General features: G+C 70.4%; 25 protein-coding genes and 1 pseudogene. 16 read left to right on the plus strand and 10 right to left on the minus strand.

The window, feature by feature from the left end; all coding sequences use genetic code 11:
• The first annotated feature begins 85 nt into the window (after nucleotides 1-85).
• From OHA91_RS37840 to OHA91_RS37850, 3 genes are all read left to right on the plus strand, one after another.
• Nucleotides 86-2,464, plus strand: coding sequence for a bifunctional serine/threonine-protein kinase/ABC transporter substrate-binding protein (locus OHA91_RS37840; protein WP_328740918.1), 2,379 nt, complete (start codon nucleotides 86-88; stop codon nucleotides 2,462-2,464).
• A gap of 1,229 nt (nucleotides 2,465-3,693) precedes the next feature.
• Nucleotides 3,694-4,197: a hypothetical protein gene (locus OHA91_RS37845; RefSeq protein WP_158714829.1), complete on the plus strand. Its 504-nt coding sequence runs from the start codon at nucleotides 3,694-3,696 to the stop codon at nucleotides 4,195-4,197.
• 337 nt (nucleotides 4,198-4,534) lie between these two features.
• Nucleotides 4,535-4,810 carry an isoamylase early set domain-containing protein gene (locus tag OHA91_RS37850; RefSeq protein WP_031153646.1) on the plus strand — a complete coding sequence of 92 codons (276 nt, stop codon included), beginning with the start codon at nucleotides 4,535-4,537 and terminating at the stop codon, nucleotides 4,808-4,810.
• 46 nt (nucleotides 4,811-4,856) lie between these two features.
• Here OHA91_RS37850 and OHA91_RS37855 read toward each other — a convergent pair whose 3' ends face one another.
• Together OHA91_RS37855 and OHA91_RS37860 are read right to left on the minus strand one after the other, a co-directional pair.
• Nucleotides 4,857-5,021, minus strand: a complete 165-nt coding sequence (locus OHA91_RS37855; protein ID WP_266504517.1) for an SRPBCC family protein — start codon at nucleotides 5,019-5,021, stop codon at nucleotides 4,857-4,859.
• The gene (locus tag OHA91_RS37860; protein ID WP_408059254.1) at nucleotides 4,993-5,391 is read right to left on the minus strand and encodes a helix-turn-helix transcriptional regulator; all 399 of its coding nucleotides are present in this window, start codon (nucleotides 5,389-5,391) and stop codon (nucleotides 4,993-4,995) included. The genes OHA91_RS37855 and OHA91_RS37860 overlap by 29 nt, the downstream gene beginning before the upstream one ends.
• Nucleotides 5,392-5,488: 97 nt before the next feature.
• On the opposite strand from OHA91_RS37860, the gene OHA91_RS37865 reads away from it, so the two are divergent.
• The 3 genes from OHA91_RS37865 to OHA91_RS37875 all read left to right on the plus strand — a co-directional run bounded on the left by OHA91_RS37865 (nucleotide 5,489) and on the right by OHA91_RS37875 (nucleotide 7,654).
• Nucleotides 5,489-5,761, plus strand: a complete 273-nt coding sequence (locus OHA91_RS37865; protein ID WP_328740919.1) for an STAS domain-containing protein — start codon at nucleotides 5,489-5,491, stop codon at nucleotides 5,759-5,761.
• Between the two features lie 141 nt (nucleotides 5,762-5,902).
• Entirely contained in the window at nucleotides 5,903-6,301 is a 399-nt protein-coding gene (locus tag OHA91_RS37870; protein WP_158714828.1) for a DUF5133 domain-containing protein, read from the plus strand.
• Between the two features lie 369 nt (nucleotides 6,302-6,670).
• Nucleotides 6,671-7,654, plus strand: coding sequence for an AraC family transcriptional regulator (locus tag OHA91_RS37875; RefSeq protein WP_408059219.1), 984 nt, complete (start codon nucleotides 6,671-6,673; stop codon nucleotides 7,652-7,654).
• A gap of 52 nt (nucleotides 7,655-7,706) precedes the next feature.
• Here the strand turns inward: OHA91_RS37875 and OHA91_RS37880 are convergent, their stop codons facing one another.
• Complete coding sequence (locus OHA91_RS37880; protein ID WP_328740922.1) at nucleotides 7,707-9,104, minus strand: AI-2E family transporter; 1,398 nt, start codon at nucleotides 9,102-9,104, stop codon at nucleotides 7,707-7,709.
• Nucleotides 9,105-9,353: 249 nt separating this feature from the next.
• Here OHA91_RS37880 and OHA91_RS37885 point away from each other — a divergent pair, with 249 nt between their 5' ends.
• Together OHA91_RS37885 and OHA91_RS37890 are read left to right on the plus strand one after the other, a co-directional pair.
• Nucleotides 9,354-10,544 carry a zinc-dependent alcohol dehydrogenase gene (locus tag OHA91_RS37885; protein WP_031153635.1) on the plus strand — a complete coding sequence of 397 codons (1,191 nt, stop codon included), beginning with the start codon at nucleotides 9,354-9,356 and terminating at the stop codon, nucleotides 10,542-10,544.
• A gap of 99 nt (nucleotides 10,545-10,643) precedes the next feature.
• Complete coding sequence (locus OHA91_RS37890) at nucleotides 10,644-10,868, plus strand: DUF6480 family protein (RefSeq protein WP_031153633.1); 225 nt, start codon at nucleotides 10,644-10,646, stop codon at nucleotides 10,866-10,868.
• Nucleotides 10,869-11,161: 293 nt separating this feature from the next.
• On the opposite strand, the gene OHA91_RS37895 is transcribed toward OHA91_RS37890, so the two are convergent.
• From OHA91_RS37895 to OHA91_RS37905, 3 genes are all read right to left on the minus strand, one after another.
• Nucleotides 11,162-12,055 (minus strand): SDR family oxidoreductase, encoded by an 894-nt coding sequence (locus tag OHA91_RS37895; protein WP_266504505.1) that lies wholly within the window; start codon nucleotides 12,053-12,055, stop codon nucleotides 11,162-11,164.
• A 37-nt stretch (nucleotides 12,056-12,092) separates the two neighbouring features.
• Nucleotides 12,093-12,722, minus strand: coding sequence for a flavodoxin family protein (locus OHA91_RS37900; RefSeq protein ID WP_031153629.1), 630 nt, complete (start codon nucleotides 12,720-12,722; stop codon nucleotides 12,093-12,095).
• Between the two features lie 191 nt (nucleotides 12,723-12,913).
• Complete coding sequence (locus tag OHA91_RS37905) at nucleotides 12,914-13,579, minus strand: hypothetical protein (protein WP_031153627.1); 666 nt, start codon at nucleotides 13,577-13,579, stop codon at nucleotides 12,914-12,916.
• Nucleotides 13,580-13,734: 155 nt separating this feature from the next.
• Between OHA91_RS37905 and OHA91_RS37910 the strand changes: the two genes are divergently transcribed.
• The 6 genes from OHA91_RS37910 (at nucleotide 13,735) to OHA91_RS37935 (ending at nucleotide 16,726) form a co-directional block, all read left to right on the plus strand.
• Nucleotides 13,735-14,169 carry an Hsp20/alpha crystallin family protein gene (locus OHA91_RS37910; protein WP_031153625.1) on the plus strand — a complete coding sequence of 145 codons (435 nt, stop codon included), beginning with the start codon at nucleotides 13,735-13,737 and terminating at the stop codon, nucleotides 14,167-14,169.
• A gap of 103 nt (nucleotides 14,170-14,272) precedes the next feature.
• Entirely contained in the window at nucleotides 14,273-14,668 is a 396-nt protein-coding gene (locus tag OHA91_RS37915; RefSeq protein ID WP_031153623.1) for a DUF2267 domain-containing protein, read from the plus strand.
• A gap of 47 nt (nucleotides 14,669-14,715) precedes the next feature.
• Nucleotides 14,716-15,159, plus strand: a complete 444-nt coding sequence (locus OHA91_RS37920) for a DUF2267 domain-containing protein (RefSeq protein ID WP_031153622.1) — start codon at nucleotides 14,716-14,718, stop codon at nucleotides 15,157-15,159.
• Between the two features lie 203 nt (nucleotides 15,160-15,362).
• Complete coding sequence (locus OHA91_RS37925) at nucleotides 15,363-15,716, plus strand: STAS domain-containing protein (RefSeq protein WP_328740923.1); 354 nt, start codon at nucleotides 15,363-15,365, stop codon at nucleotides 15,714-15,716.
• A gap of 420 nt (nucleotides 15,717-16,136) precedes the next feature.
• Nucleotides 16,137-16,460: a hypothetical protein gene (locus OHA91_RS37930; RefSeq protein ID WP_031153620.1), complete on the plus strand. Its 324-nt coding sequence runs from the start codon at nucleotides 16,137-16,139 to the stop codon at nucleotides 16,458-16,460.
• Nucleotides 16,461-16,495: 35 nt separating this feature from the next.
• Nucleotides 16,496-16,726, plus strand: a complete 231-nt coding sequence (locus OHA91_RS37935; protein WP_328740925.1) for a hypothetical protein — start codon at nucleotides 16,496-16,498, stop codon at nucleotides 16,724-16,726.
• Nucleotides 16,727-17,043: 317 nt separating this feature from the next.
• Here OHA91_RS37935 and OHA91_RS37940 read toward each other — a convergent pair whose 3' ends face one another.
• On the minus strand, nucleotides 17,044-17,745 hold the full coding sequence (locus OHA91_RS37940; protein ID WP_328740926.1) for a calcium-binding protein: 702 nt from the start codon (nucleotides 17,743-17,745) through the stop codon (nucleotides 17,044-17,046).
• A gap of 160 nt (nucleotides 17,746-17,905) precedes the next feature.
• On the opposite strand from OHA91_RS37940, the pseudogene OHA91_RS37945 reads away from it, so the two are divergent.
• Nucleotides 17,906-18,848: pseudogene (locus OHA91_RS37945) on the plus strand (aldo/keto reductase); the annotation flags it as partial.
• Between the two features lie 31 nt (nucleotides 18,849-18,879).
• Here the strand turns inward: OHA91_RS37945 and OHA91_RS37950 are convergent.
• The 3 genes from OHA91_RS37950 to OHA91_RS37960 form a co-directional block, all read right to left on the minus strand.
• Complete coding sequence (locus OHA91_RS37950) at nucleotides 18,880-20,109, minus strand: HTTM domain-containing protein (RefSeq protein ID WP_328740927.1); 1,230 nt, start codon at nucleotides 20,107-20,109, stop codon at nucleotides 18,880-18,882.
• The gene (locus OHA91_RS37955; protein WP_266504482.1) at nucleotides 20,099-20,839 is read right to left on the minus strand and encodes a DUF5819 family protein; all 741 of its coding nucleotides are present in this window, start codon (nucleotides 20,837-20,839) and stop codon (nucleotides 20,099-20,101) included. Before OHA91_RS37955 ends, OHA91_RS37950 begins: the two co-directional genes overlap by 11 nt.
• Before the next feature lie 111 nt (nucleotides 20,840-20,950).
• Nucleotides 20,951-22,246 (minus strand): ice-binding family protein, encoded by a 1,296-nt coding sequence (locus OHA91_RS37960; protein ID WP_031153609.1) that lies wholly within the window; start codon nucleotides 22,244-22,246, stop codon nucleotides 20,951-20,953.
• An 848-nt stretch (nucleotides 22,247-23,094) separates the two neighbouring features.
• Here OHA91_RS37960 and OHA91_RS37965 point away from each other — a divergent pair.
• A complete protein-coding gene (locus tag OHA91_RS37965; RefSeq protein ID WP_328740928.1) occupies nucleotides 23,095-23,973 on the plus strand; it encodes a helix-turn-helix domain-containing protein in 879 nt (292 codons plus the stop codon).
• Nucleotides 23,974-23,991 lie beyond the last annotated feature (18 nt).

Raw genomic sequence — 23,991 nt, forward strand, 5'->3', positions numbered from 1 at the left:
ACGGGAGGGCAGCCGGCCGCACCGTGGGGGTGATCAGGCCATTCTTTCGTCACCTGATCGGCTCAGCAGGATCTAGAGTGTGCGCGTGACCGAGCAGAATCCCGAACTCATCGCCGGCCGGTACCAGCTGGTCGAACGCATTGGCCAAGGCGGTATGGGCCGGGTCTGGCGTGGTATCGACCAGCAGCTTTTCGGGCGCGAGGTCGCCGTCAAGGAGATCCTCTTCCCGCCGGGCATGGACGACGGCGACCGCGCAGCATTGCTCCGGCGGTTCACCGGCGAGGCCCGCGCAGCGGTCACTATCAGCCACCCCGGGATCATCACCATCCATGACGTCGTCGAGCACCACGGCGCCCCCGTCATCGTGATGGAGCTGATCCGCGGGCAGTCCCTCGCCGCGGCCATCCGCAGCCAGGGCCGGCTGCCCGTGCGGCGTGTGGCCGAGATCGGCGCCGCCGTGCTCGACGCCCTGGCCGAAGCACACCGGGCGCGGATCGTCCACCGGGACATCAAGCCGGACAACGTGCTCCTCACCAAGGACCGCGTCGTCCTCACCGACTTCGGCATCGCCCACCTCACGGACGCCACGACCCGGCTGAGCCACACCGGGATCGTGATCGGCACGCCGCAGTACATGCCGCCGGAGCAGCTGGAGGGCAAGCGTCCGACCCCGGCCAACGACCTGTGGGCGCTCGGCGCCACCCTCTACCACGCTGTCGAGGGGTGCCCGCCGTTCGATGTGGAAGGGCTGCACGCCCTTGCCGTGGCCGTGTTCACCCGCCCGTACCGGCCGCCGGTCCACGCCGGCCCGCTGGCGCCCGTACTGGACGCGCTCCTCACCAAGGACCCGGCGCAGCGCATCGGAGTCGCGGAAGCGGCCGAGATGCTCGCGTCGGTGCTGGCGTCCTCCGCGACAGGCACCGACGCATCCGCCGGGCAGGAGCCCGGGCGTGAGACCGACCCCGTTGCCACACCGGCCCCCACGCCCACGCCCGCCCCCGATCCGAGGCCGACACCAGCACCGGACGCACCGGCGGAGCGGACCCGAACGCTCCTGGACCCGGGCTCAGGCGCCGACGCCCCCGGGGGTCCCTTCCCGGACCGGCCGACCGGTCCGCCCGCGCCCCCGGCCGAAGAGCCGGTCACGCTGGAGGAGACCCCCACGAGGGAGCACGAAGAGCGGACCGCGACCCCGAAGCGGGCGAAGCGGGCCCTCACCAGGCGCTCCGTCATCCTGGGCACGGCACTGGCCACGCTCGCCACAGGCTCCGTCCTGACCTGGACCCTCACCCATGGTGGTGACAAACCCCGCGGCAGGGAGGCCGGCAGCGGCCCGGAGGCCTCTACCGTCACCGTCGTGATCGGTGTGGACGCGCCACTCAGCGGCGGGCTGTCCCCGATGGGCGCCGGTATCAAGAACTCCGCCGACCTGGCGGCCAGGACCGCCAACGAGACCGGGCACGTCCCCGGCGTCAACTTCGAGATCAAAGCACTGGACGACGGGGCCGACCCCGCCAAGGGCGCGCCCAACGCCGCCCGGTTCGTGGCCGACGAGCGCGTGCTGGGCGTCGTCGGACCCCTCAACTCCGGTGTCGCCCGGACACTGGTGGCACCGCTCGCGCAGGCGGGCGTGGTCAACGTGTCACCGGGCAACACCGACCCCGTCCTGACGCTGGGCCCCGACTGGGCCGCAGGCACCAAGTCCCGTCCCCACGACACCTACTTCCGTACCATCGCCACGGACGTCGACCAGGGGCCGTTCGCCGCCCGGTACCTGCACGGCAGGCTGAAGAAGACCAAGCTCTACGTGGTCGACGACGCGAGCGCCCACGGCACCGCGCTCACCTCCGGCTTCACGGCCGAGTTCACGAAGCTCGGCGGCACCGTCGTCGGCACCGAGCAGGTCGATCCCGCTGAACGCGCCTTCACCGGCCTCGCCGAGAGGGCGCGGTCCTCGGGCGCGGACGCCGTCTACTTCGGCGGCTACTACGACACCGCCGCCCCGCTCTCCCAGCAGCTCAAGCAGGCGGGGGTGACCGCCCCCGTCATGGGCGGCGACGGCATCTTCGACCAGCAGTACCTCACGGCGAACCCGAAGGCCGAGGGCGACCTCGCGACCAACATCGGCGTCCCCGCCGAGGAATCGGCGGCCGGGCAGGACTTCCTCGCCCGGTACCAGCAGGCCGGGTACCCGGAGGCGGCCGGCTGGTACGGCCCCTACGCGTACGACGCGACCTGGGCGCTCATCGAGGCGGTGAAGGCCCTCGTGGCGGCCAACGACGGGACCCTCCCGTCCAACGCCCGGGCGGCGATGCCGCAGGCCGTGGCGCGGCTGACCTTCGACGGCGCCACGGGCCGGGTCGCCTTCAACGCGGACGGCGACACGGTCAACCGCACCCTGACGGTGTACAGCGTGAAGGGCGGAACCTGGGTGAGCGCAACGAGCGGCCCCGCTCCGCGCTGACGCTGCCGGAAGGCCCGGGGATCGTACGTGACGCGTGCGAGTGGGCTGTCGTGTCGCGGTTCGGGCGGCGTGTGGGCCTGGGCGCCGCCTCCGTCGGCGCACGCCGACGGGCCGACTGCCGGCCAGGCACAAGTGCAGGGCGATGACGGCCCCCGAACCCTGCGCCGGCCCTCCCGCCGAATCGGCTTCGTCGTGGGGTTCAGCCTTCGATTCCGGTGGAGGTGTGCGGTGCTCCGACGGGTTTGGACTCCGGGAGCCCCGCCGGCGCCGCCAGTCCTTCGTGCCACCGCGGCAACGGCCAGAGCCACCAGACCGAAGCGCCGCCCCCAGGCCGCGTGCCCCCGCAGGAGCGGGTCGGCGTCCAGGAACTGTGCCTCCTGATCGCCCACGGACCGAACCGGAGGGGCACCCGCCTCTTTCCGAGTGATGGCTGAGCGGCATGCCGACGGGACAGCGGCGCGACAACACTCCGGCAGCCGCACGCCGGTAGGACCCCGCACACTCCGCTGTGGAAGGGCCGGAAACGGCGAGACCGCACCCCTGCGCCTTGTCGCGCTGCTGCCGCTCCCTGTCCCGGTGGCGGAGCCCGGGCGGGACCGACCATGGTCGAGCACGTCACCAAGGCCCACCGCCGCGGCGTACGCCGCAGCCGGAGCGGGCACCGCGGCAGACTGGGTGGGCCCGGTGGTTCCTGGTCGATCTCTTGGGCCGCCCCGCAGTCGGCGTAGCTGTCGGCCTGATGATGGGAAGACTGCTCGGCGCCCTGTTCTTCCGGGCCCGCCCTGCGGTAATGACGCTCTCCGCACACCTGGAGCGATCCGTGGCCCTGGGCGCCACGTTCACGGCCCACGGAGTGGCGGGCAGCGACACCGGGCCGCGCGAACGGGTCGTCGCGGCTCTGCTCGGGATCCGCTGCATCGGCCCCTGCTCCGCCTGGGGTACGCGCTCGGCCGCAGCAGCCACTTCGACGGGGGCGCCGCCACCTCCGTAATCCGCCGCCTCGACCTGCCCTTGTCAGCCCCGGCCCAGCAGCCAGCCCCGATCTCTTAGGGTGATGAAACGTAGCTATGCGTGTGCACCGGGAGTGGGCGCGGAATATTCGATTCCGAAACGGAGGCCGGGCGGACGTCGCAACGGTCTCACCAGTCGGCGAGCCGACTGAACGCGCGCGGGACGTTCCCACATGACTCCACGCCGCGAGGCCGGCCCGCATCCACGGAAGGAAACGCATGAGGAAGCACGCTTGGGCTGCACGGGGTATCGCAGTCGCGGGGGCCCTGCTCCTGGGGGCGCTTACGGCCCCGTCCGCGCTCGCAGACGACGACCCCACCCGCAAGGACACCCAGGCTCAGGCCGAGGATACGAAGCGGTGTTCGGTGTCGCGGGACGTGAGCTCCACCGTCGTCGACTACTCCGGAGCCGGCGGCCTGTTCGAAACCGTGTTCCGTGCCGCGACCGACCGGAAGGGGCACGCCTTCCTCAACGACAGCCGCAACCCCGGCGTGTGGATCAACCTGGGGCTCCTGGCCGGCGCCCCGCAGTGCGTGGCGGGCACCGCCGTGTCGGTCACCGAGGAAGACCCCGGCCACCTCTACATCACCCTGCTGGCCAGCAACGGGGTGCTCCGCCAGGCCGTCTGCAGCACCGCGTCCGGGACCCCCTTCACGCCGGCGAACCTTCCGGCCGCGTGCGGCGCCGGCTTCGCCCCGCTGCCCGACACTCCCGTTCTCTGACAGCCCCGCCCCGCGGCCGGTCGCAGCAGTCGACCGGCCGCGGCGCCAGCGCCCCGAACATGGGTTCATCGGTGAGCAGGACACCGCGAACGCCCGCGCTGCCTCCGCCCGCGAGCGCACGGCCGGGCCGGACGCCGCAGTTGCGGAAGCCCCGTTGACGCTGCACCTGCCGGTGAACGCCCGGTGTGGCGACGCCGTGGGGTCGACCTGGCAGCGGGCGGTTCGCGGCCACCCGGGTGACCTCCGCCCGGTCCACGGCGCTGTGCCGCTGCCCACACGCACCCCGGCGCGAAAATGCACGGGCCGGTTCCCCGTTCTTCGTGGCTGGAGTCTTTCCGTGCTCGAACGCAAGCAGCTCAAGGGCCGTACCCAGGTCACCTTCATCCTCCCCGACAACGCCCCGGAGGGGCCCGTCAGCGTTGTGGGGGACTTCAACCACTGGAATCCCGCCGCCCACCCCCTGGAGCCCCGCGGCGACGGCACCCGCGCCGCGACCGTCGCGCTGCCCGCCCACAGCGCCCACTCGTTCCGCTACCTCGCGGCCGGCGACTACTGGTTCGACGACGACCACGCCGACAGCCACGACGGTGTGAACGGCCGCATCCACACCTGACCGCCCCGACGTGGCGGTGCAACCCGGGGCTGTTCGGCGAGCGCTGTCAGACCTGGCCCCGCCACTGTCCGGTGGCGGGGCCGCGGTCTTCGACGACGTGCTTGAAGCGCTTCAGGTCACCCTTGACCTGCCGGTCGACGGCGCCGAGCTGGTCGCCGATGTTCTCCGCGCTTCCCGATCGTTCACGGACCGAACTGTAGGGGTCCTCCACCCGTGAAAGCCGTAGCGGCCGGCCCCACCGTCGGCTGGGCCGGGGGCGGGGCATCGGCGAAGAGGGCGAGCAAGCCCGCGATGTCGCGCCCCTCTTCCGCAGGATGCCGGAACTTCGCGCCGGGAGTGATCCCGTAGTGATTGCGCCGTCCCTCGCGTACCCGGGTGAGGTACCCCTCCTGCTCCAGGTCGGCGACGATCGCCTGGACCGTGCGCTCGGTCAGCACACAGGTCGCGGCGACGTCGCGGAGGCGGGTGCCGGGATCCTTGGCGAGGGCGAGGAGGACACGAGCGTGGCTGGTCAGGAACGTCCACGAGGTTCCGGGAGGTGCAAGCGCTCCCGTACATCCAGAATGCCCCGTGATTTCGATTTACGTCCTGCTTTTCGCGTATTTCTTGACGTGTGTCCACTGAATGCCGACGATGCTGGTGGAAGGTGAAGAAGCCCCGTGGCCAGGGGAGGCAGCCATGGCCGCGATCATGTACCAAGACCGCTCCGACACCCTCGAAGCCGTAGCCCTGGAAGTCGACGTCACCCCCGGACCGCAGCCCGGGACCGTCACCGTCCGCGAGAGCGGCGAGATCGACTTCGACAACGCCGCCACCCTCCGCACGGCCCTCCTGGCCGCCCTCGTCTCCGACCGCGGCACCCTCCTCGTCGACATGAGCCGGGTCACCTTCTCGCCGGCCGCCGCCTGCGCGTCACCGCTGCTCACCGCCACCCGGGTTCTGCTCACCTGATCCCGTCCGCCCCGAAGGCAGGTGCTCTCCATGACCGCGCCCGCCCCTCTCCCCGGTGGCCCCCGAGCCGCACGGCCCGCCCCAGGCACGCCGGCACGACCGGAGGAGGCGGTCGCGTGGGCGGTGGGCACCCTGATGGCGATGACCCCGGCCCCGGCCCGCGAGGCGGAGCGGATCCTGTCTGCCGCAGCCGCACGAACCGGCCTGCCCGAGACGATGCTGGCCCAGGGGATGCTCGCCGACTCCCGAGGTCTGCCCGCCCCGGCCCGCGCCGAGCGGGCGCTGCGCCAAGCCGTCCAGGCCTCCCGCACCGTGGACACCCCGCCTGCGACGTCCGCTCCACGGCTGCTGCCGCACGAGGCTGACGTCGAGCGGGCCCTCGGCAGGTTCTTCGACGCCCGCCTCCGCCTGGCGGCCGCGCCCGCCGACGAGACCGCACGGCGCGCCTTCGAAGACTGCATGTTCACCCTGTGCGTCCTCATGGCCGAGCCCTGCGCCTACGCCGCGGTGCGCGAGGCGGTCCAGTACACAGAGGGCTGAACCTCAGGGTTTCTGCACCCAGGGGCTGTACGAGCTTTGCCTGCGGCAGTGGAAGCTGCCCCGACGGACCTGGTCTCCCCGGACCTGTGGGACGCCTACACCACCGCGAAGGTTCGAGAGCAACGACAAGCGGCGCGGCCGGCCGGAGGAGTATGAGGCCCCGATCCGCCGCACCCGATCCGCCCAGGTCGTCGTCGAGGTGTCCGGCCGCTCGGCCCTCCTGCCCCACCTCGGACCGCCCTCCCCACCCACACCGGCCGCCCTCCCGCCCCGTGATCCTGGCGTGCACGTGATGTCGGCTCCGGACGTATCCTGAGGTTGCGCTGCTCGTGCGTGCCGCGCTCGCCGCGCGAGAGGACGTCCGTCGTCATGCCACATCAACCGCACGCGGGACCGTCGGGTGGACAGAGCTTTCGGACCACCGAAGTGGACGTCGCCCGCGACTGGTTGAAGGCTGCCTACGGGACGAGCCTGCGCATGAGAACGCCGGCACCCCACAGCGCGTTCCGGTATTCCCGTGCCACCGCGGGACCGCTGTCGCTCAGTACCCTGGCACTGCCGACGGAATACTCCTATGCCACCGACCCGCTGGGTGCCGTGGCCATCACGCACGTCGTCGGCGGCCGCATGATCCGGGAGTGCAAGGGCGACGTCGCCGAGGCAGGACCGGGTGACGTCCTGGCGATCTCGCAGCCCCAACTCCCTTATGGGGGAAGGGTGTTCGCCGCCGAGCTGCGGGCCGTGACGGTGCCGCTCGCGCTGGTGCAGGAGGTCGCGGGCCACCCGGAAGGGCAGAAGGCCCGCCCCCTGCGTTTCACCCGCTTCACTCCTGTCTCCCCGGCCATGGCCGATCAGTGGAAGAAGACCGTCGACTACGTCGAGCAGAGCGTCCTGGCCCTTGCCCGGATGCCCGGCAGCGCGCCGCTGGTGGTCGACGCGGCCGCGCGCCTGCTCGCCGCGACGGTCCTGGCGGCCTTCGACACCGACGCCCGCCCCGAGCCCGTTCTCGCGGACACCCGCGATGCGACGTCGGAGACCGCCCGCAGGGCTGTCGCGTTCATCGAGTCGCAGCCCGCGGCCGAAATCGGCCTGGCGGACATGGCCGCCGCCGCCGGCGTCACCCCTCGGGCCGTGCAGTACGCGTTCCGACGCCACCTCGGCACGACGCCCACGGCCTACCTGCGCCGCGTACGCCTTGCAGAGGCGCACGACGAGCTGGTTGCCGCCGATCCGGCACGGGACACCGTCACGGCCATCGCCTCCCGGTGGGGCTTCCACCACCAGGGGCGTTTCGCCGCCGCCTACCGTGAGGCCTACGGAGTGCCTCCGCTGCGCACGCTCGCCGGGTCCTGAGCGGCCAGGCGGACGCGCGTCGCTGTGGGCGTCGGACCAGTCCTCCTGGTGTTCACTCCAAGGGGGGCGGCCGTTCCTTGGTGGGCTCCTCGTCGACGACGGAGGAGGCACCCTCTTCCGCCTCTGCGGGAGGCGCCGGGGCCGTGGACCCCGCCGGCGCCCCCGGAGGCGCGGGCCCCGGTTCTGGATTCGGCGTCGCGCCCGGCTCGGCTTCCGGTTCCGCCGCCGGCCCCTCGTCCTCGTCCGCGTGGGACCGGAGGTGCACGATCACCGTGTTCGCCACGGCCACGAGCGGGACCGCGACGACTGCGCCGCCGATACCGGCGACAAGTCCGCCGGTGGCGACGGACAGGGCCACGGCCAGCGGATGGATCCGGACGGCCCGCCCGAGTATGAACGGTTGCAGGATGTGCCCTTCGATCTGTTGGACGAGGAGCACCACCAGCAGGGTCATCAAGGCGGTGAAGACGCCCTGGGTGACCAGCGCGACGATCACCGCGAGCGCGCCGGAGGCGATGGCGCCGATCAGCGGCACGAACGAGGCCAGGAAGATCACCACGGCTATGGGTACGGCGAGGGGGACGCCGAGGAAGTAGATCCCGACGCCGATGAACACCGCGTCGATCAGGGCGACTATCAGAGTCCCGCGGATGTAGGCGGTGAGGGTCCGCCAGGCCGGCGGACCCGCTCCGGCGACTCGGGGCTGCACGGCGGCCGGCAGCAGCTTCAGCGTCCACTCCCAGACCTTTCTGCCGTCGTACAGCAGGAAGAGCGTGATGAACATCGCCAGGAGCATGCCGGTGATGACCTCGATCAGGACGGTCACTCCCTGGAGACCGGTCGAGGTGATGTCGCTGGTGCTGGTGCCGATGGCATCGCTCAGGCGCTCGGTGACGTCGTTGATCTGCTGTTCGGTCACGTGGAACGGGCTGTAGAGGAGCCACCGTTTCAGTTCCGCGATGCCTTCCTGGAGCCGTTCGGACAGGCTGTCCAGATTGTCGAGCACCTGCCATACGACGAACCAGCCGATCAGCCCGAGCGCGACGAAGCCGCAGAGTGCCGTGACGACGGTGGAGAGACCCTGAGGGAGTCCCCGGCGGTGCAGCCGGGCGACCGTCGGCTGGAGCAGGGCGGTGATCAGCAGCGCGGCGACGAAGGCGAGCGCGACCAGCCGAACGGAGCCGATCACCCGCATCACGACCCACACGGCGGCGGCGAGAACCAGGAACCGCCAGGCGACCTCGGCCGCGACCCGCATGCCCCAGGGCACCGCACGGGCCGGGTCCGGCGCGCGCTCCCGTGCCGAGGCCGGTCGCAAGCGCACCGCCCGCTCCCGCTTCTGCTCGGCGGCCTCCTCGGCGTCGTGGCGGGCCAGCGCCCGCGCACGCCGCTCACCGACCGCGGTCGCGGCGCCCTTCGCGCGGCCCAGCAGGTCACGGAGCCTGGACATCCTCGGACCTCCCTCCGCCCCGTTGCAGCGTCTGCCCCGTTCCGAGGTGATCAGACGATCGGACCGGCGGAGGTGCGGGCCGCTCCGGGAGAGGGACCGGGAACCGCCGGACACGGATCCGCGCCCGCGGCGGCAGCCCGAACCGGTCAGCCCCGCCGCCGCAACGGGCCTCCGCTGCGCTTACACCGGGCGCCCGGGGTAGGCGCCTGGGAGCCGGAGCGTGAAACCACCCCGAGGGCTGGAGGCGTGATGAAGGCAGTGACGTGGCAGGGGCGGCGTGACGTGCGGGTTGAAACCGTCCCCGATCCGGGCATCATCGATCCCACTGATGCGATCATCAAGGTGACGACCACCGGGCTGTGCGGCTCCGATCTGCACCTCTACGAGGTGCTGGGTCCGTTCCTGGACGCGGGCGACATCCTCGGCCACGAGCCGATGGGAGTGGTCGCCGAAGTCGGCCCCGACGTCAAGCACCTCACCGTGGGTGACCGGGTCGTGGTCCCGTTCAACGTCTCGTGCGGGACCTGCTTCATGTGCGAGCGGGGGCTGCACTCGCAGTGCGAGACCACCCAGGTCCGCGAGCACGGAACCGGCGCGAGTCTCTTCGGCTACACCAAGCTCTACGGCCAGGTCCCTGGAGGGCAGGCCGAGTACCTGCGCGTCCCCTTCGCCGACACCCTCCCGATCCGTGTTCCCGACGGGCCACCAGATGAACGGTTCGTGTACCTGTCGGACGTCCTGCCGACCGCCTGGCAGGGCGTCGTCTACGCCGACATCCCACCTGGTGGGAGCGTGGCCGTCCTCGGGCTCGGGCCCATCGGCGACATGTGCACCCGCATCGCCGCCCATCGCGGGGCCGGCAAGGTGATCGGCATCGACCTGGTGCCCGAACGGCTCGCCCGTGTCGCCGGACACGGCGTACAGGTCTACGACCTGTCCCGGTACGGAGATCAGCTCGTGGACGCGGTCCGCAGTGCGACCGGCGGCCGCGGTCCGGACGCCGTGATCGACGCCGTCGGCATGGAGGCCCACGGCAGTCTCGGCGCCAAGGCCGCACAGACCGCGACCGGCCTGCTCCCGGACGCCCTGGCCTCCGCACTGATGAAGAAGGCCGGCGTGGACCGTCTGGGCGCCCTGAAACTGGCCATCGAGCTCGTACGCCGCGGCGGCACGATCTCCCTTTCCGGGGTCTATGGCGGAGCCGTCGACCCGCTCCCGCTGTTCACGATGTTCGACAAGCAGATCCAGCTGCGCATGGGACAGGCGAACGTCCACCGGTGGGTCGACGCCCTTCTGCCCCTGCTGACCGACGGAGACCCTCTCGGAGCCGAGGGCTTCGCCACCCATCACCTGCCCCTGGACGATGCCCCACAGGCGTACGCGGACTTCCAGCAGAAGCGGGACCACATGGTGAAGGTTCTCTTCCAGCCGCAGGCATGAAGCCATGAGGGGTGCGACGGCACGTAGCGGGTAGGTGCCAGGCGTCCCAGCCGACCTGTCGGCAGGCCGGCCGCAGCCTTCAAGCAGAGGGAGGCAGACATGTCCGCACGTGTTCCAGACCCAGACCCGCACAATGCGTCCCGGCCCTATGGCGGTGTGCCTCCGGGCGAAACCCCGCCCGGCGAGTCGAGCACCGGCTCCGGCGCCGGCCCGTACCGTCCCCTCACCCGCGGCTGGGGCAAAGGCCCCCTTGTGTTGATCTGCCTGGTGGCCCTGGCCTGCGCCCTCTTCTTCCTCGCGTACGCCGTCATGCTGAACATGTGAGCGACGTTGACGGGGCCCACACCAGCCACGGACCGGTGAGGGCCGGAACGGCTACCTTCGTCCTGGTCGAGTGAGCCGTCATCGAGGATGTCGATCGGGCTGCCGCCGTCCGACCGGTCGGAGTGCAGGTGGCAGCCCCCGCTGCTCGCTCCTGCGAGGTCCCAGTCGGCGCCGGCACCCGGGTCGGTTCCACACGGCGGCGTCGGCCGCCGTGTGGAAAGCCCCTACCCGGTACGGCGACGCGCCCCGCCATTCGAGGAGGAAGGCGATCCGGCGCAGAGCTTCGTCCGGGGTCACGGCAGGGGCGTTCCGCCGGTTGCGTTGACGATCTCGCCGGTGATGTAGGAGGCCTGGTCGGAGGCGAGGAAGACGTACGCGGGTGCCATCTCCGCCGGCTGGGCGGGCCGGCCCAGCGGCGACTGCTCGCCGAACTCCGACGGGTCGGGCATCGTCGCAGGGATCAGCGGGGTCCACACCGGTCCCGGCGCCACGGCGTTGGCGCGGATACCGCGCTCGGCGAGCATCTGGGCGAGGCCGTGGGTGAAGGAGATGATCGCGGACTTGGTCATGGCGTAGTCGAGGAGGTGCGGGCTGGGCTGGTAGCCCTGTACCGACGCGGTGTTGATCACCGAGGCGCCGCGCGGCATGTGGGCCAGCGCCGCCTTGGTGATCCAGAACATCCCGTACAGGTTGGTCTTCATCACCCGGTCGAACTGCTCGGTGGTGATCGCCTCTATCCCGTCCGGCTGGGCCATCTGATAGGCGGCGTTGTTGACCAGCAGGTCGATACCGCCCAGCTCGCCCACTGCCTTGTCGACGAGGGCGGTGCACTCGCCTTCGTGCCGGATGTCGCAGGCGACGGCCACCGCCGTGCGGCCGGCCTGTCGGATCAGGCGGGTGGTCGCGTCGGCTTCGTCGGCTTCCTCGGGCAGATGGGTGAAGACGACGTCGGCGCCTTCCCGTGCGAAGGCCAGGCACACGGCCCGGCCGATCCCGGAGTCCCCTCCGGTGACCAGCGCCCTGCGGCCGTGCAGCAGGCCATGGCCCTCGTAGGTGTCCTCGCCGTGATCGGGACGGGGATCCATGGCCTCGGTCGAACCGGGGTGGTCCTGATCCTGCTCGGGGAACGGGGGCCGGGGGTACAGCCCCACCGGATCGGTGAGATGTGCCTGCTCATGGGAGGACATTGCGGTCTCCTTCCGGCACGGTCGGGTGCGGCGACGGTCAGGAAGAGGGCGGGTACGACGCGGCCTTGAGGCGCCGGGCGAGGTGGGCGGTGTTCGCGGCGAGGGTGGCCGTCGTGGCGGCGGTCTTCTCGGGGGTCTTGTCGAGGTCCTGGTAGTCGGTGCCCTGCATGGCCTCGCCGACCCAGTAGGTGACCGCGTTCGGGGCTAGGGAGAAGCCGACGTCGTTGAGGCCCTGGAACAGGTCGGCGCTGACGTGGTGGGCGCCGTCCTCGTTGCCGACGACACAGACCGCGGCGACCTTGCCGTAGGTGAGCGGGCGGCCCTCGTCGTCGCTCTCGCCGAGCTCCGCGTTCAGGCGCTCCAGCACCCGCTGGGCGGTGCTGGAGGGATGGCCGAGCCAGATCGGCGTGGACAGGACCAGGATGTCGCAGCCCAGGACCGTGTCCCGGATCTCCGGCCACGCATCCCCTCCGCCCATGTCGACCCCGACGCCCGGCTTGACGTCGTGGTCGGCGATCCGGATCACCTTGCCGGTGACGCCGTGATCGGCGAGGGCGGCCATGGTCTGCTCGGCCAGCAACTGCGAGCTGGACGGTTTCGGCGACGGGGAAAGCGTGCAGACCAGCGCGACAGCGCGCAGCGGCGTGGTTTTGGTGTTGGTGTCCATGTGGTCCGGCTACCCCGATGGTCATGACGTATCCCGCCATTCACGGTGGTGCCCGCCGTTCGGGAGGCGTACCAGTGCCTGCTGCGTCCGCCCTGTCCGGCGAGGCGGTCACTCGGCTTTGGTGCCCCGTGGCCGCGCACGAGGCCGTCGAGCACGGCGGGACGGGCCATCAGCACGGGTGGTTGCGGCGTTCATGTGTTGCGTTGGTCGTTGCTGTCCTGGCGGAGCCGGTCGGCGTGGCGGGTCATGGCGTCGATGCGGTCGGCGAGTTCGCTGTCGTCCGGCCCCAGGTGGGGCCGGGTGCCGGCCAGAGGGCCGACGAGGCGGGCGGCGTCGTTGTCGGCGAGTGCCAGGTTGAGTTCGCCGACGGCTCCCTCGGCGTCGGCGGGAAGGCCGGTGAGGGAGGTGACCTGTCCTGCAAGGCGCCGTAGGTCGGCCGCGTTGTCGCGGGCCCAGGCGGTGACGGTGCGGTCGGCGGCCCGCGAGTCGCGGGTCGCCTGGACGCGCTGTTCGCCCGTGCTTCCCGCCGCTCCGGGGCGCAGCCGGAGGTAGCGGCGTTCGGCGGCCTGGCGGCTGGCGACCCCGAGCGGCCCGGCGAGCTCGGCCCAGCTGGCGCCCTGGCCGCGGGCGGTCTCGATCAGCACGCTCTCCCAGCCGGCGAGCTGCTCCCGGACCTCGCGCAGCATCAGCAGAGCGGCCAAGGCGGGGTGGGGCCCCGCGGCCGGTACGGCTGCGGTCCGCTCCTCCGGGGTGTCCGCGGTGGGCTGTCGGGTGTCTGCCACGGCCTTGCTGATGATCTCCAGGGCTGCGGCGGCAGCCGTGAAGCGGACCGGCTCGGGCGACGGCGGCTCGCTCATGACACCATCTCCAGAATGTCGTCGTTTCGTTGCCATGGGGTGGCGTCATCCTTCCAGTGACGTCTTACTTGTCATCGTTCCGACGACATGTTACAACGGAGGCACGTTGAAGCGCATTGGCAGTTTCTGCCTGAACCAACTGGAGGTGTTTCGCGATGTTGATGCGCACCGACCCGTTCCGCGAGATGGACCGCATCGTCCAGCAGCTCTCGGGTACGTCCGGGACCTGGTCGAAGCCGTCCGTGATGCCCATGGACGCCTACCGCCAGGGCGACACGTACGTCATCGCCTTCGACCTCCCCGGAGTCAGCACCGAGGCGATCGACATCGACGTCGAGCGGAACATGCTCACGGTGAAGGCCGAGCGCCGGCCCGCGGGGAAGTCCGACGGCGTACAGATGGAGCTCTCCGAGCGGCCCCTCGGCGTCTTCTCCCGCCAGGTCATGCTGGCCGACACCCTCGACACCGAGCACATCGAAGCCGACTACGACGCGGGTGTCCTGACCCTGCGGATCCCGATCGCCGAGCGCGCCAAGCCGCGGAAGATCGCCATCGGCGGCGAGTCCGGCCGCAAGCAGATCTCCGGCTGACCAGGCCTGCACCGGCGGCGGAGGACGGGGAACCCGATCCCCCTCCGGCACCCCGTCCTCCGCACCCCTTCCCCTTTCGCCCCTCCCACGGAGGTGACGTGAGATGTCGATGCGCCGGGACGCGTTCCTGGACCATGTCCAGGAACGCGGCGAGTACCGGACTCGGGAGGAAGCCGAACGCGTAGCCCGCGTCGTCCTGGCGCTGCTGGGCGCGCACCTCGTCGGCACCGTGCGGGCCGAGCTCGCCGCCCGACTCCCCGAGACCTACGCCCTGATCCTCCTCAACCCCCTGCAGGCCGCCGAACCGCTCACGCCCGAACGGTTCGTCCGTGCGACCGCGGCCTGGATCGAGGGTGCCACCGAGACGACGGCCCTGTGGGACATCGGCGCGGTCCTGTCCACCGTGGCCGCGGCGGCGGGAGACGCCCTCACGCGCGAGGTCCTGCTCCAGCTGCCCCCCGGCTACGGCCTCCTCTTCGGTCACCCCCAGCCCACCTGACGCCGCCCGCCCTCACCGGCGGCCCTGCAAGAGAAAGCCGCAGCACCATGTACGAACAGCCTCGAGCGAACCTGCCCGCCATGGCCATGACGTTCGACCAGATGCTGGAACGCGTGCGCTACGAAGGCGCCTACCCCACCCGCGAGCGCGCCGAGGGAGCCGTCCGCACTGTCCTGGCCGCCCTCGGCCGGCAAGTCACCGGCGAAGAACGCGTCGACCTCGCCCAGTGCCTGCCCGTCGAAGCCGCCCTCGCCCTGACCGCCCAGATCCCCGAGACCGAACAGCGCACCGGCTGGAGCTTCGTCAAGGACATGGCCACCCGCACCGGCACCAGCCCGGCCATCGCCCGCTGGGACACCGGCGCCGTGCTCGCCGTCGTCGCCCGCCTCGCCGGCCCCGACCTCCTCGCCCGCATCCTCCGCCAACTGCCCGGCGGCTACGCCCTCCTCTTCGGCCAGGCCGAACTGCGCCAGCCCGAGCACGCTGCCTGACCCGACCCGGTCGGCCCGGGACCGGTGCGGGTCGCTCCTGCCCGAAGTGGCTGGCACGGGGTGGTGGTCGATCCTTATGGCTCCAGTTTGCTCCCTGGTTGTATATACGTCCCGTTTTTCGCTCTTTTATTGACGCAGGTCGTCCGAATGTCGACGATGCTGTTGGAAGCGGAAAAAACCCCAGAACGTATGGGGAGGCAGGCATGACCGCCATCGTGTCCGACCGCCGTCTCCGTCCCCCGGAAGAGGTCGGCCTGGAAATCGAGGTCATCCCCGGACCGCAACCCGGGACGGTCCAGGTCGTGGCGCGCGGTGAGATCGACTTCCACAACGCCACGTTCCTCCGCCAGGTGCTCCTGGCCGCCGTCGTCTCCCACCGAGCCACCATCCTCCTGGACTTGCAGCGCGTGGCCTTCTGCGACTGCGCAGGCCTCAACACCCTCCTGGCCGCCCGCCGTGCGGCCCTGCGAGCCGGACGTGGTCTGCACATCACGGCTGCCGGGCGCCGGGTCGAGCGGCTCCTGGACCTCACCGACACCCGCTCACTCCTCACCTGAGCGCATGCGCAGAAGGCAGGTGATCCCATGACTGGGAAGTACGCCACCGCGTCACTGCACATGTGGCATCCGACCGGGCCCCTGTCCTGTGGGTGGTGGGCGCGCTGATGGGAGAGTAGGTCGATCATGAACGCCAAGAAGCAGGACCCGCGCCCGAAGCTGCTTCCCGATGAGGGAGCGGCCGTGGACGAGCACGGTCGCCCGCCGGGAGTCCCGTCCCGGACCGGTCCCGGCACCGGCCCACCCGCCGACCCCGCCCGCGTGGAACGTGCCGGCAGGGAGCGGACGCGCAGGAAGGCCGGAGCACCGCTGCCGGCGCACCCGGACGAGGGGAGGCGCGAGTGCGCGCAATGACATGACCGGGGGCGGGAAGGGGCAGCACGGATGCCCGGAACCCACTACGAGCCGAGGAGGGTTGTCATGCCCCGTGGTTCCAGCCCGAAGCGGGAACGGCAGTACGAGCACATCAAGGAAAGCGCCGAGGATCGCGGCGAGAGCCCGAAGCGCGCCAAGGAGATCGCCGCCCGCACCGTGAACAAGGAACGCGCCCGCTCCGGCGAGTCGAAGACCGCCTCCCGGTCCTCCGTCCAGGACATGTCGTCCTCCAAGCGCGGCGGTCAGCGCTCCCACCGCGGCTCTCAGGGCCCCACCAAGGAGCAGCTGTACAACGAGGCCAAGCAGAAGGGGATCGAGGGCCGTTCGAAGATGGACAAGGCAGAGCTGAAGCGGGCCTTGGGCCACTGAAGCCGGCGGGGTGAGCGTGAGGAAGGGAGTCTGCTGTGACCGAGTTCGACATCTGGGGCTACCGTCCGGATGCCGGCTATGCGAGGGCTGCCGAGTGGGGGCGGAATCTGGCGGTGGCCACCGCACCGGGCCCGGCGCGCCAAGCAAGGGTGCCCGTGGCCCGGGCCGGCGGCCACGGCCTCGCCTGCTTCGGGCTGGTCACCACCGGTTTCGCCCGTTTCGCCGGTACGCGGAAGTCAGCCCGATGCGCCGGCCTGCTGTCCTGAGCGCCGGTGTCGCGTCCGACTGCCGGAATTCGGCGGCCCACGATCCTGCCGCCGGATCCCTTCCGGGTCGGCCGGCACGCTTGGAGTTCGCCCTGCCCGAGGCCCTCCAGCGCGACCATAACGGCGACATGGAACGTGACCGGAACGGAGACCCGAGGCCGACGGTTCCCGGTGAACGGCGCGGTGAAGGCCCGCGTCAGCGCCTCCCTCGGCACACTCGGCGTGCGCTGAACGGCAGGTCCGTCCGCGAAGCGGCCGGTCACGAACGGGCCTGTGTGCGCCTCCGTTCCGGCGGAGGCGCACACCAGGCCTTGTCATCAGGGGCAGTTGACCATCGGGTCGCCGGTGTCGCGGGTGCAGGAGTCGAACGCGGGACCGCCGTCGAGGCTGGTGTTGGCGTTCACGCCGTCGGTGGCGACGAGGGTGTCGTTGCCCTCGTTCCCGTTGAGGGTGTCGTTCCCCGGCCCGCCGCTGATGGTGTCGTTGCCGCCCAGGCCGAGGAGGGTGTCGTTCCCCGGGCCGCCGTTGATGGTGTCGTTGCCGGGGGTCGCTGCCGTGAGGCCGGCGGCTCCGGCCGGTTCATCGCCGACGAGGCGGTCGGCGTGCGGGCCGCCGTTGAGCCGGTCCTTGCCGCCGCCTCCGTACAGGGTGGCCGGGGCGTCGACGTTGGGGGAGACCGTGATGGCGTCGTCGCCGTCCTGGCCGCGTGCCTGCACGTCCGTGGGGAGCGGGCAGGCCACGGTGCCCGGTGTACGGGGTTCGCAGGGGGCCGAGGAGCGTATCTCGGCAGCGGTGTCCGAGACGAGGACGATGTCGCCCTGGCGGCGGATGGTGATGTCGTTGTCCACCCCCTGACCGGCGGTGACGAGCAGCGTGCCTCCTGACATCTCGACGACCGTGGCGCCCGCCGGGTGCCGCGGCCCGGAGGCGAGTGGTGCCGCCGAGGCGGCGGTGCCGCCCCACGCGGCGCACAGAACTGCTCCCGCGGTGACCAACCCGCAGATGTGTCGCGCTGTCATGTTCGTGTGTCTCCCTCGTCGTCAGGACGCGTTCGTCGTGGGTGGCACAGCATGCGGCCGACCCGGCCCCCGCGGGCGGGTCACGGGCATTCGGTGACGCTGTCGCCCAGGTCGGCGCGGCAGGCGTCGGCCTCGTCGCCCCCACGCACGTAGTCGTTGCCGAGCCGGACGGGGCGGCGTGCGGTTGCCCGTCGTCTCGCTGGGCCTGTGGCACAACTTCGGTGACGGCAACCCGCTGGAAGTGCAGCGGGCGGTGCTGCGCCGGGCCTTCGACCAGGGCGTCACGTCACTTCGACCTGGCCAACAACTACGGCCCGCCATACGGGAGCGCGGAGCGCAACTTCGGCCGTCTCTTGGCGCAGGACTTCCGGCCGTACCGCGACGAGCTGTTCATCGCCTCCAAAGCGGGCTACGACATGTGGCCCGGTCCGTACGGGGACGGCGGCAGCCGGAAGTACCTGCTGGCGAGTCTGGACCAGTCACTGACGCGGATGGGCCTGGAGTACGTGGACGTGTTCTATTCGCACCGCTACGATCCCGAGACCCCGCTCGAGGAGACCATGGGGGCGCTGAACGCAGCGGTGCGCTCTGGCAGGGCCCTGTATGCCGGCATCTCCAACTACCCGGCCGAGCAGCATCGCGAGGCGGTGGCGATCCTGCGGGAGCTGGGAACCCCGGCCCTGCTGAACCAGGCCCGCTACTCCATCCTCGACCGCACCCCCGAGGACGGACTGCTGGACGCGGTCGGTGACACCCGTACCGGCCTGATCGCCTACTCGCCGCTCGCACAGGGCCTTCTGACGAGCCGCTACCTTGCTGGCGAGGTTCCCGCCGGGTCGCGCATGTCTGTCGGGCACTTCCTCAAGGAGGAGGCGCTGACCGACACCAAGCTGGAGCGGCTGCGGGCCCTGGGCGAGCTGGCGGAGCGACGCGGACAGAGCCTGGCGCAACTGGCGATCTCCTGGGTGCTGCGCGACCCCCGGGTGGTGTCGGTGATCATCGGGGCGAGCAGCATGCGCCAACTGGACCAGAACCTCGGCGCGCTGCACGGGGGACCGCTGTCCGAGGAGGAGCTGGCGGGGATCGACGCGCTGAGCCGCTGAAGATCCACGCGGCGATGTGGCCTGCGGCCGATCAGGGTGCTGCGGAGTCGGACGTGCGCCCGGTGGCGAGCGACGTGCCCCGCTGCCCTGCCGGGGTGGGCCCATGCGCCGAGCCGGCTTCGCCGGGCCTGCCCTGCGCAGGCACCGATGCGGATCCCGCCGCTCGGCCGGTTCCCGGCCGCCATGCCTCTGCGCGCCGTCCTGTGCGTCGCCACAGGCGCGGCAGGAAGGCGTAGAAGCGGTCGGGAAGGAACACGGCGTCCGCAACGATCATCGCGCCGGAGAAGAGGGGCAGTCCCAGGAGCACCGCGATGCCGATGTGCATGCCCAGCAGCACGGTCAGAACGGGGTACTTGAGCCTGCCGAAGAGTACGAACGGGAAGGCGACCTGCAAGAGCACCGTCACGTAGCTGGCGATCGCGATCACCATCGGATACTGGTCCACGAAGTGGGAGAGCGCGGGCCAGGGCTGGAAGAGTTCGAGGTTCAGCGCGTAGTGGAGAGCGGTGCCGCCGCCCCAGGTCGGGCCCTGGATCTTGTACAGGCCGGCCGATCCGTAGAGGAAGCAGACCTGTGCCGCGATGACGAGGATGCCGCAGTTGTGCGCCACCGTGGTCAAGGTGGCACGAGCATCGTGGAGTTGTTGTACGAAGGGGCTCCTCACGGGCTCCGCGGCGTCGCCCGCGCGGGCTGCCTTGAGCCGGTTCCTGCGTGCGTCCAGGGACCAGCGCCGACCGCACGCGGTGAGGACGAGGTAGAGGGCCATCAGCAGGATCAGGTTGTCGCCCCCGTCCGTCATGAAGATCGACCTGGCATGGAACGAGGTCACCACGAGGGCGAAGAGGACGGACATGGCCCGGGTCCGCCAGCCCAGCATGAACAGCGCGGACGTGACGAGGGCCATCGCGTAGCAGAGTTCGAAGTAGACGCGGCTGTCGGACAGGATCAGGATGCTGTTCCAGCCCGTCTGGTCGAAGAGCTGCTGTGCCAGCGCCGGTGTCCAGGGGGAGCCGGGGCCCCAGATCTGGTCACGGTGCGGGAACTCGCGCAGCAGGAAGACCAGATAGAGCAGCCCGTAGCCGATGCGCAGAACCGATGCGGCGTACAGGGAGACCGGCCGGTCGGTGAGAAGCGCCCACAGAGCACCGATCCGGTCGAGGAGCCACCGGTGTGCCGTGCCGGCGACCGAGGTCTCCCGAGCCGCGGGCCGGTGCGGTGTGGCCGCCGTGGAAGGGGGCTGGGAGATCTGTTCACTTCCCATGGGAGGTCACCTTCCACCAGGGTAGGAGCCGGTCCTCGGTGGGTGCCGGCGGGCGGTTCCCGGCCGCTGTGCCGGGCGCAGCGACGGGCAGCGTGACGACCCGGAGCTGAATGAAGTCGAAGGTGCCGCCGTCGTTGTGGGCGGCTACGCGGTCCGCAGCGATATTGCGCAGGTACGCCTGCAGCATCACGGCCCGCTCCGAGCGTGCCGTGTCGCTTCCTCCATGTGTCTCGACGTAGGAGGTCCAGGCGCGGCGCAGGAGGTTCTGGGACGTATGGCTCGGAAATACGTTGTGGTCGACTGCGGAGTGGTCCAAGGCAGCCAGGTCGAACCAGGGGGTCACCTGTACCGATCCTTTGGAGTCCGTGTGGGCGGTTCTCGCCAGGATCTGTCGGTTGAAGGAGTCGGGGTCCGGGGCGAAGAGCCGCCAGTTCTGTTCGAAGAGCGGGAACACCCATCCGTTGACCTGCGCGCTGTACCGCTTCGACACAGGGTTGGAGGGGGCCACATGAAGGAACACCAGGACGACGTGGACCAGAGTCGTGACCAGGCAGAGGACTACGGCGGTGCGCAGCCCTGCTTTCACTGCGCGAACTCTCCTGGTCCGCTCGCCCGGCATGGCCTCTTCGTCATGGCGCTGTTGGGGGACCGGACCGGAATCGGACTGATGAAGTTCCTTCACGCCCGCAGATTCAGTTCTGCTCGACACCGCCCACCCGGTCTTTCTCATGTCTGCTGTTTCGCCTGAGCTCTGTGCGACTCACCGACGGCGCGCGGCGGATTCGGTGAGGATCCCGCCGCGCGCCGTCATCCGATGAACGGACTTCGTGCAGCCTTCTGCCTAGCCCTCGTGGCCTTCGCGACCCTCGTGGCCCGCGGGCTTGTTGCCGTAGCCGTAGTGGTCGCCGGGCTTCCCGTCGTGGCCGTGGCCGTGGTGGTGGTCCGGCTTGCCGGGTCCTTCGTCGTGCCCGTTGCCCGGCCCGCCGTGCTCCGGACCGTGGTGCTCAAGGCCGTGGTCCGGGCCGCCCGGTCCACCGTGGCCCGGACCGCCGGGCCGACCGCCGTGGCCGCCGGTGACGTTGCCCCCGGTGATGGTCCCGCCGGTCGTGTTGCCGCCGGTCGTGTTGCCACCGGTGCTGTTGCCGGCCGTGTTGCCCGAGGTGTTTCCGGAGGTGTTGCCGGCGATGTTCCCCGAGGTGCCGCCGGACACGAGGTCGACGATCGGTCCGCCCAGGAGGCCGCCCCCGATCAGACCCACGGTCGTACCGGTCGTCGATCCGGCGGTCGGGGTTCCGGTGGTTCCGGTCGTCGCGCCGGTGGTGGTACCGGTGGTCGTGCCGGTCGTCGTGCCGGTGGTCGTGCCCGTGGTCGTTCCGCCGGTGGAGCACCCGCCGAGGAAGATCCGGTTGTTGTCCATCGTCACTTCGCCGTTGCGCGCCAGGGCCCGGCCTTCGATGTTCGTTCCGGTGCGCAGGAAGATCGAAGTCAGCGCCATGATGGTGCCCACGAAAGTGGTGTTGGTGTTGAGCTCCGCCGAACTCCCGATCTGCCAGAACACGTTGCACGGCGAAGCGCCGTTCGTGAGGAGGATCCGGCTGGAGGTCGCCGTCGTCAGCGCCGCAGGAATCTGGAACACCCAGACCGCGTTGGGGTTGCCCCCGGCATTCAGGACCAGGTCACCGGTGAGTCCGACACTGCCTGCGGGGTCTCTCGTGTAAACGCCCGGAATGAGCTCTGTGGGCCCGGACGTTCCCGAGCCGATGGCCGCCGGAAGGTCGAAGTCCTCGGCCTGGCCGGCCGCGTTGTTGTACGCGATGATCAGATCGCTCTTGGCCTGGAGGGCCTGGGCATCCGCAGGGTGCACGGCGCCGAGGACCAGGCCGGGCGGGAATCCGGTGATGGCCGGGTTCGGGTGCGTCCCAAGGTCGTGGTCGATCACCGTGGGGCCGGTGTTGGTGACTCCCTGACCTGCAAGAACGGAGTAGCTGGCGGTGGTGCCCAGAGGCACGGCTGTCGCGATGGCCAGGGCCTGCGTCGGCAATCCGGCGACCATGACAGCGGCAACCGTTACGGCGACGGCCGAGGCCAGCCAGCCGGAAAGAGTGCGGCGCTGAGCCGCTTGGATATTCAGCTTCATCGAGGGGGGCCACTTCCTGTGGGGGCCGTGGCATACCGGGCTCCTGTCCGATCGCCCGGGAAGCCTTGTCGTTGTCGCCGCATATTACGCAGCAACATTCGAGTGGCAAGAATAGGCAACGGGTAGGAGGGGGAATTACAAACATATTCGGCGTGGTGAAGCGCGATGAAAATATCAGGACTCGCCGCGCGTATCATGAGATATTTCCCCCCAGATGGGGCTGGATTAACTCGCCCGAGGCGGAGCCGCTCATATGGATATGCGTCGAAACCGGCTGCGCGTGAGACGTGCCGCCAGGAGGGTGATTTCCGGAGCCGGGTGGAGAGTGGGCGTGCCGATCGATCTTCCTGCAATTCATACGTCTTGGATCGGCGGTGCGTGCGCTCCATTTTTGTGCAACTCGAACACCGGCCTTGTCGAATTGGTGAGCGATGCCTGTTCTGTCTGATCGAGCGTGAGTTCATTCGCAGGTGACTTCCGGCCCCTTTTCGTCTCCGGCGACACCCGGCGGCCGGCTCGCACCACCCGACGCAGCCGGAGCCCGAAGCCGGAAGAGGTCTCGCCATGGACGGCGTCGTGGGTGCGCCACTCCCAGAAGGCGGGCCCGGCGCCGGAACCCTGACGACGCCTCCGCAGCGGGTTTGGCGGATAAGCAGTCGTTTCCGTCGGATAGGTGGAGGGGCGTGGCATTCGGGTGAATTCTGCTTGGGCTGTGCACGCCGTTGAGCCGGCGCCACGTGACACTCGAGCGGGCCCGTTGATCATTCCGCGGCGCATGCGTTCACCCGGGCCCGGCCGCGGCGATTTCCGTGACTGACAGACAGTCCCGAACCGGAGGTAGACCGCCCGTGGCGGTGAACGGAAACCCGACCATCAGGCGACGCCGTCTGGGGGCGGAGCTGCGCCGACTTCGTCTGGCCCGCGGCCTGACCAGCACGCAGGTGGCTCAACACCTGTTGATCTCCCAGCCCAAGGTCAGCCATTTGGAGAACGGCCGCCGTGCCATCAGCCCGCGCGACGTCCGGGACTTGTGCGGCCTGTATCACGTCAGGGACCAGCAAGTCATCGACTCGTTGATGGAGATGGCCGGCGAAGCGAACCGGCAAGGCTGGTGGGTCGCCTGCGGAAAAGTGCCGTACGCCGTCTACATCGGCATGGAGACCGCAGCCGCTGCTGTTCGCTCCTACGAACCCCTGGTGATCCCAGGCCTGCTGCAAACACCCGCCTACGCGTCAGCGGTTATCGCGGAAACGATCCCTCTCGCCACGGAGGAGCAGATCGCCGTGCGCCTTGAGGTACGGCTGCGCCGTCAGTCCCGCGTCCACCACCCGGCCCGGTCCATCCGTCTGGAGGTCGTGCTGGACGAATCAGCACTGCGCCGAGTGGTCGGCAGCCCCGAGATCATGCGCGAGCAGCTCGAGTACCTGAACCGCCTCGGCGAGCAGCCGCACATCACCGTGCAGGTCCTCCCGCACAGCGCGGGAGCCCATCCTGGAATCTTGGGACAGTTCACCATCCTCGACTTCCCGGACACTGCCACGGGGACGGTCTATCTGGAGCGTTTCACCAGCGACCTCTACCTGGAGAAACGATCCGACGTGCGGCACTACGGCGCCATGTTCGACCGGGTTCAGGCCCAGGCCCTGAACCCGGAGCTCACCCGCCGCTTCATCACCCGCGCCGCCCAGGAGCTGCCGGCCGCCGCAACGCTGCCTGCCCCGCCGTGATCGGCGCGCAGGATTCCC

Origin of the sequence: Streptomyces erythrochromogenes (genome assembly GCF_036170895.1) — a bacterium.
GTDB lineage: Bacteria > Actinomycetota > Actinomycetes > Streptomycetales > Streptomycetaceae > Streptomyces > Streptomyces erythrochromogenes.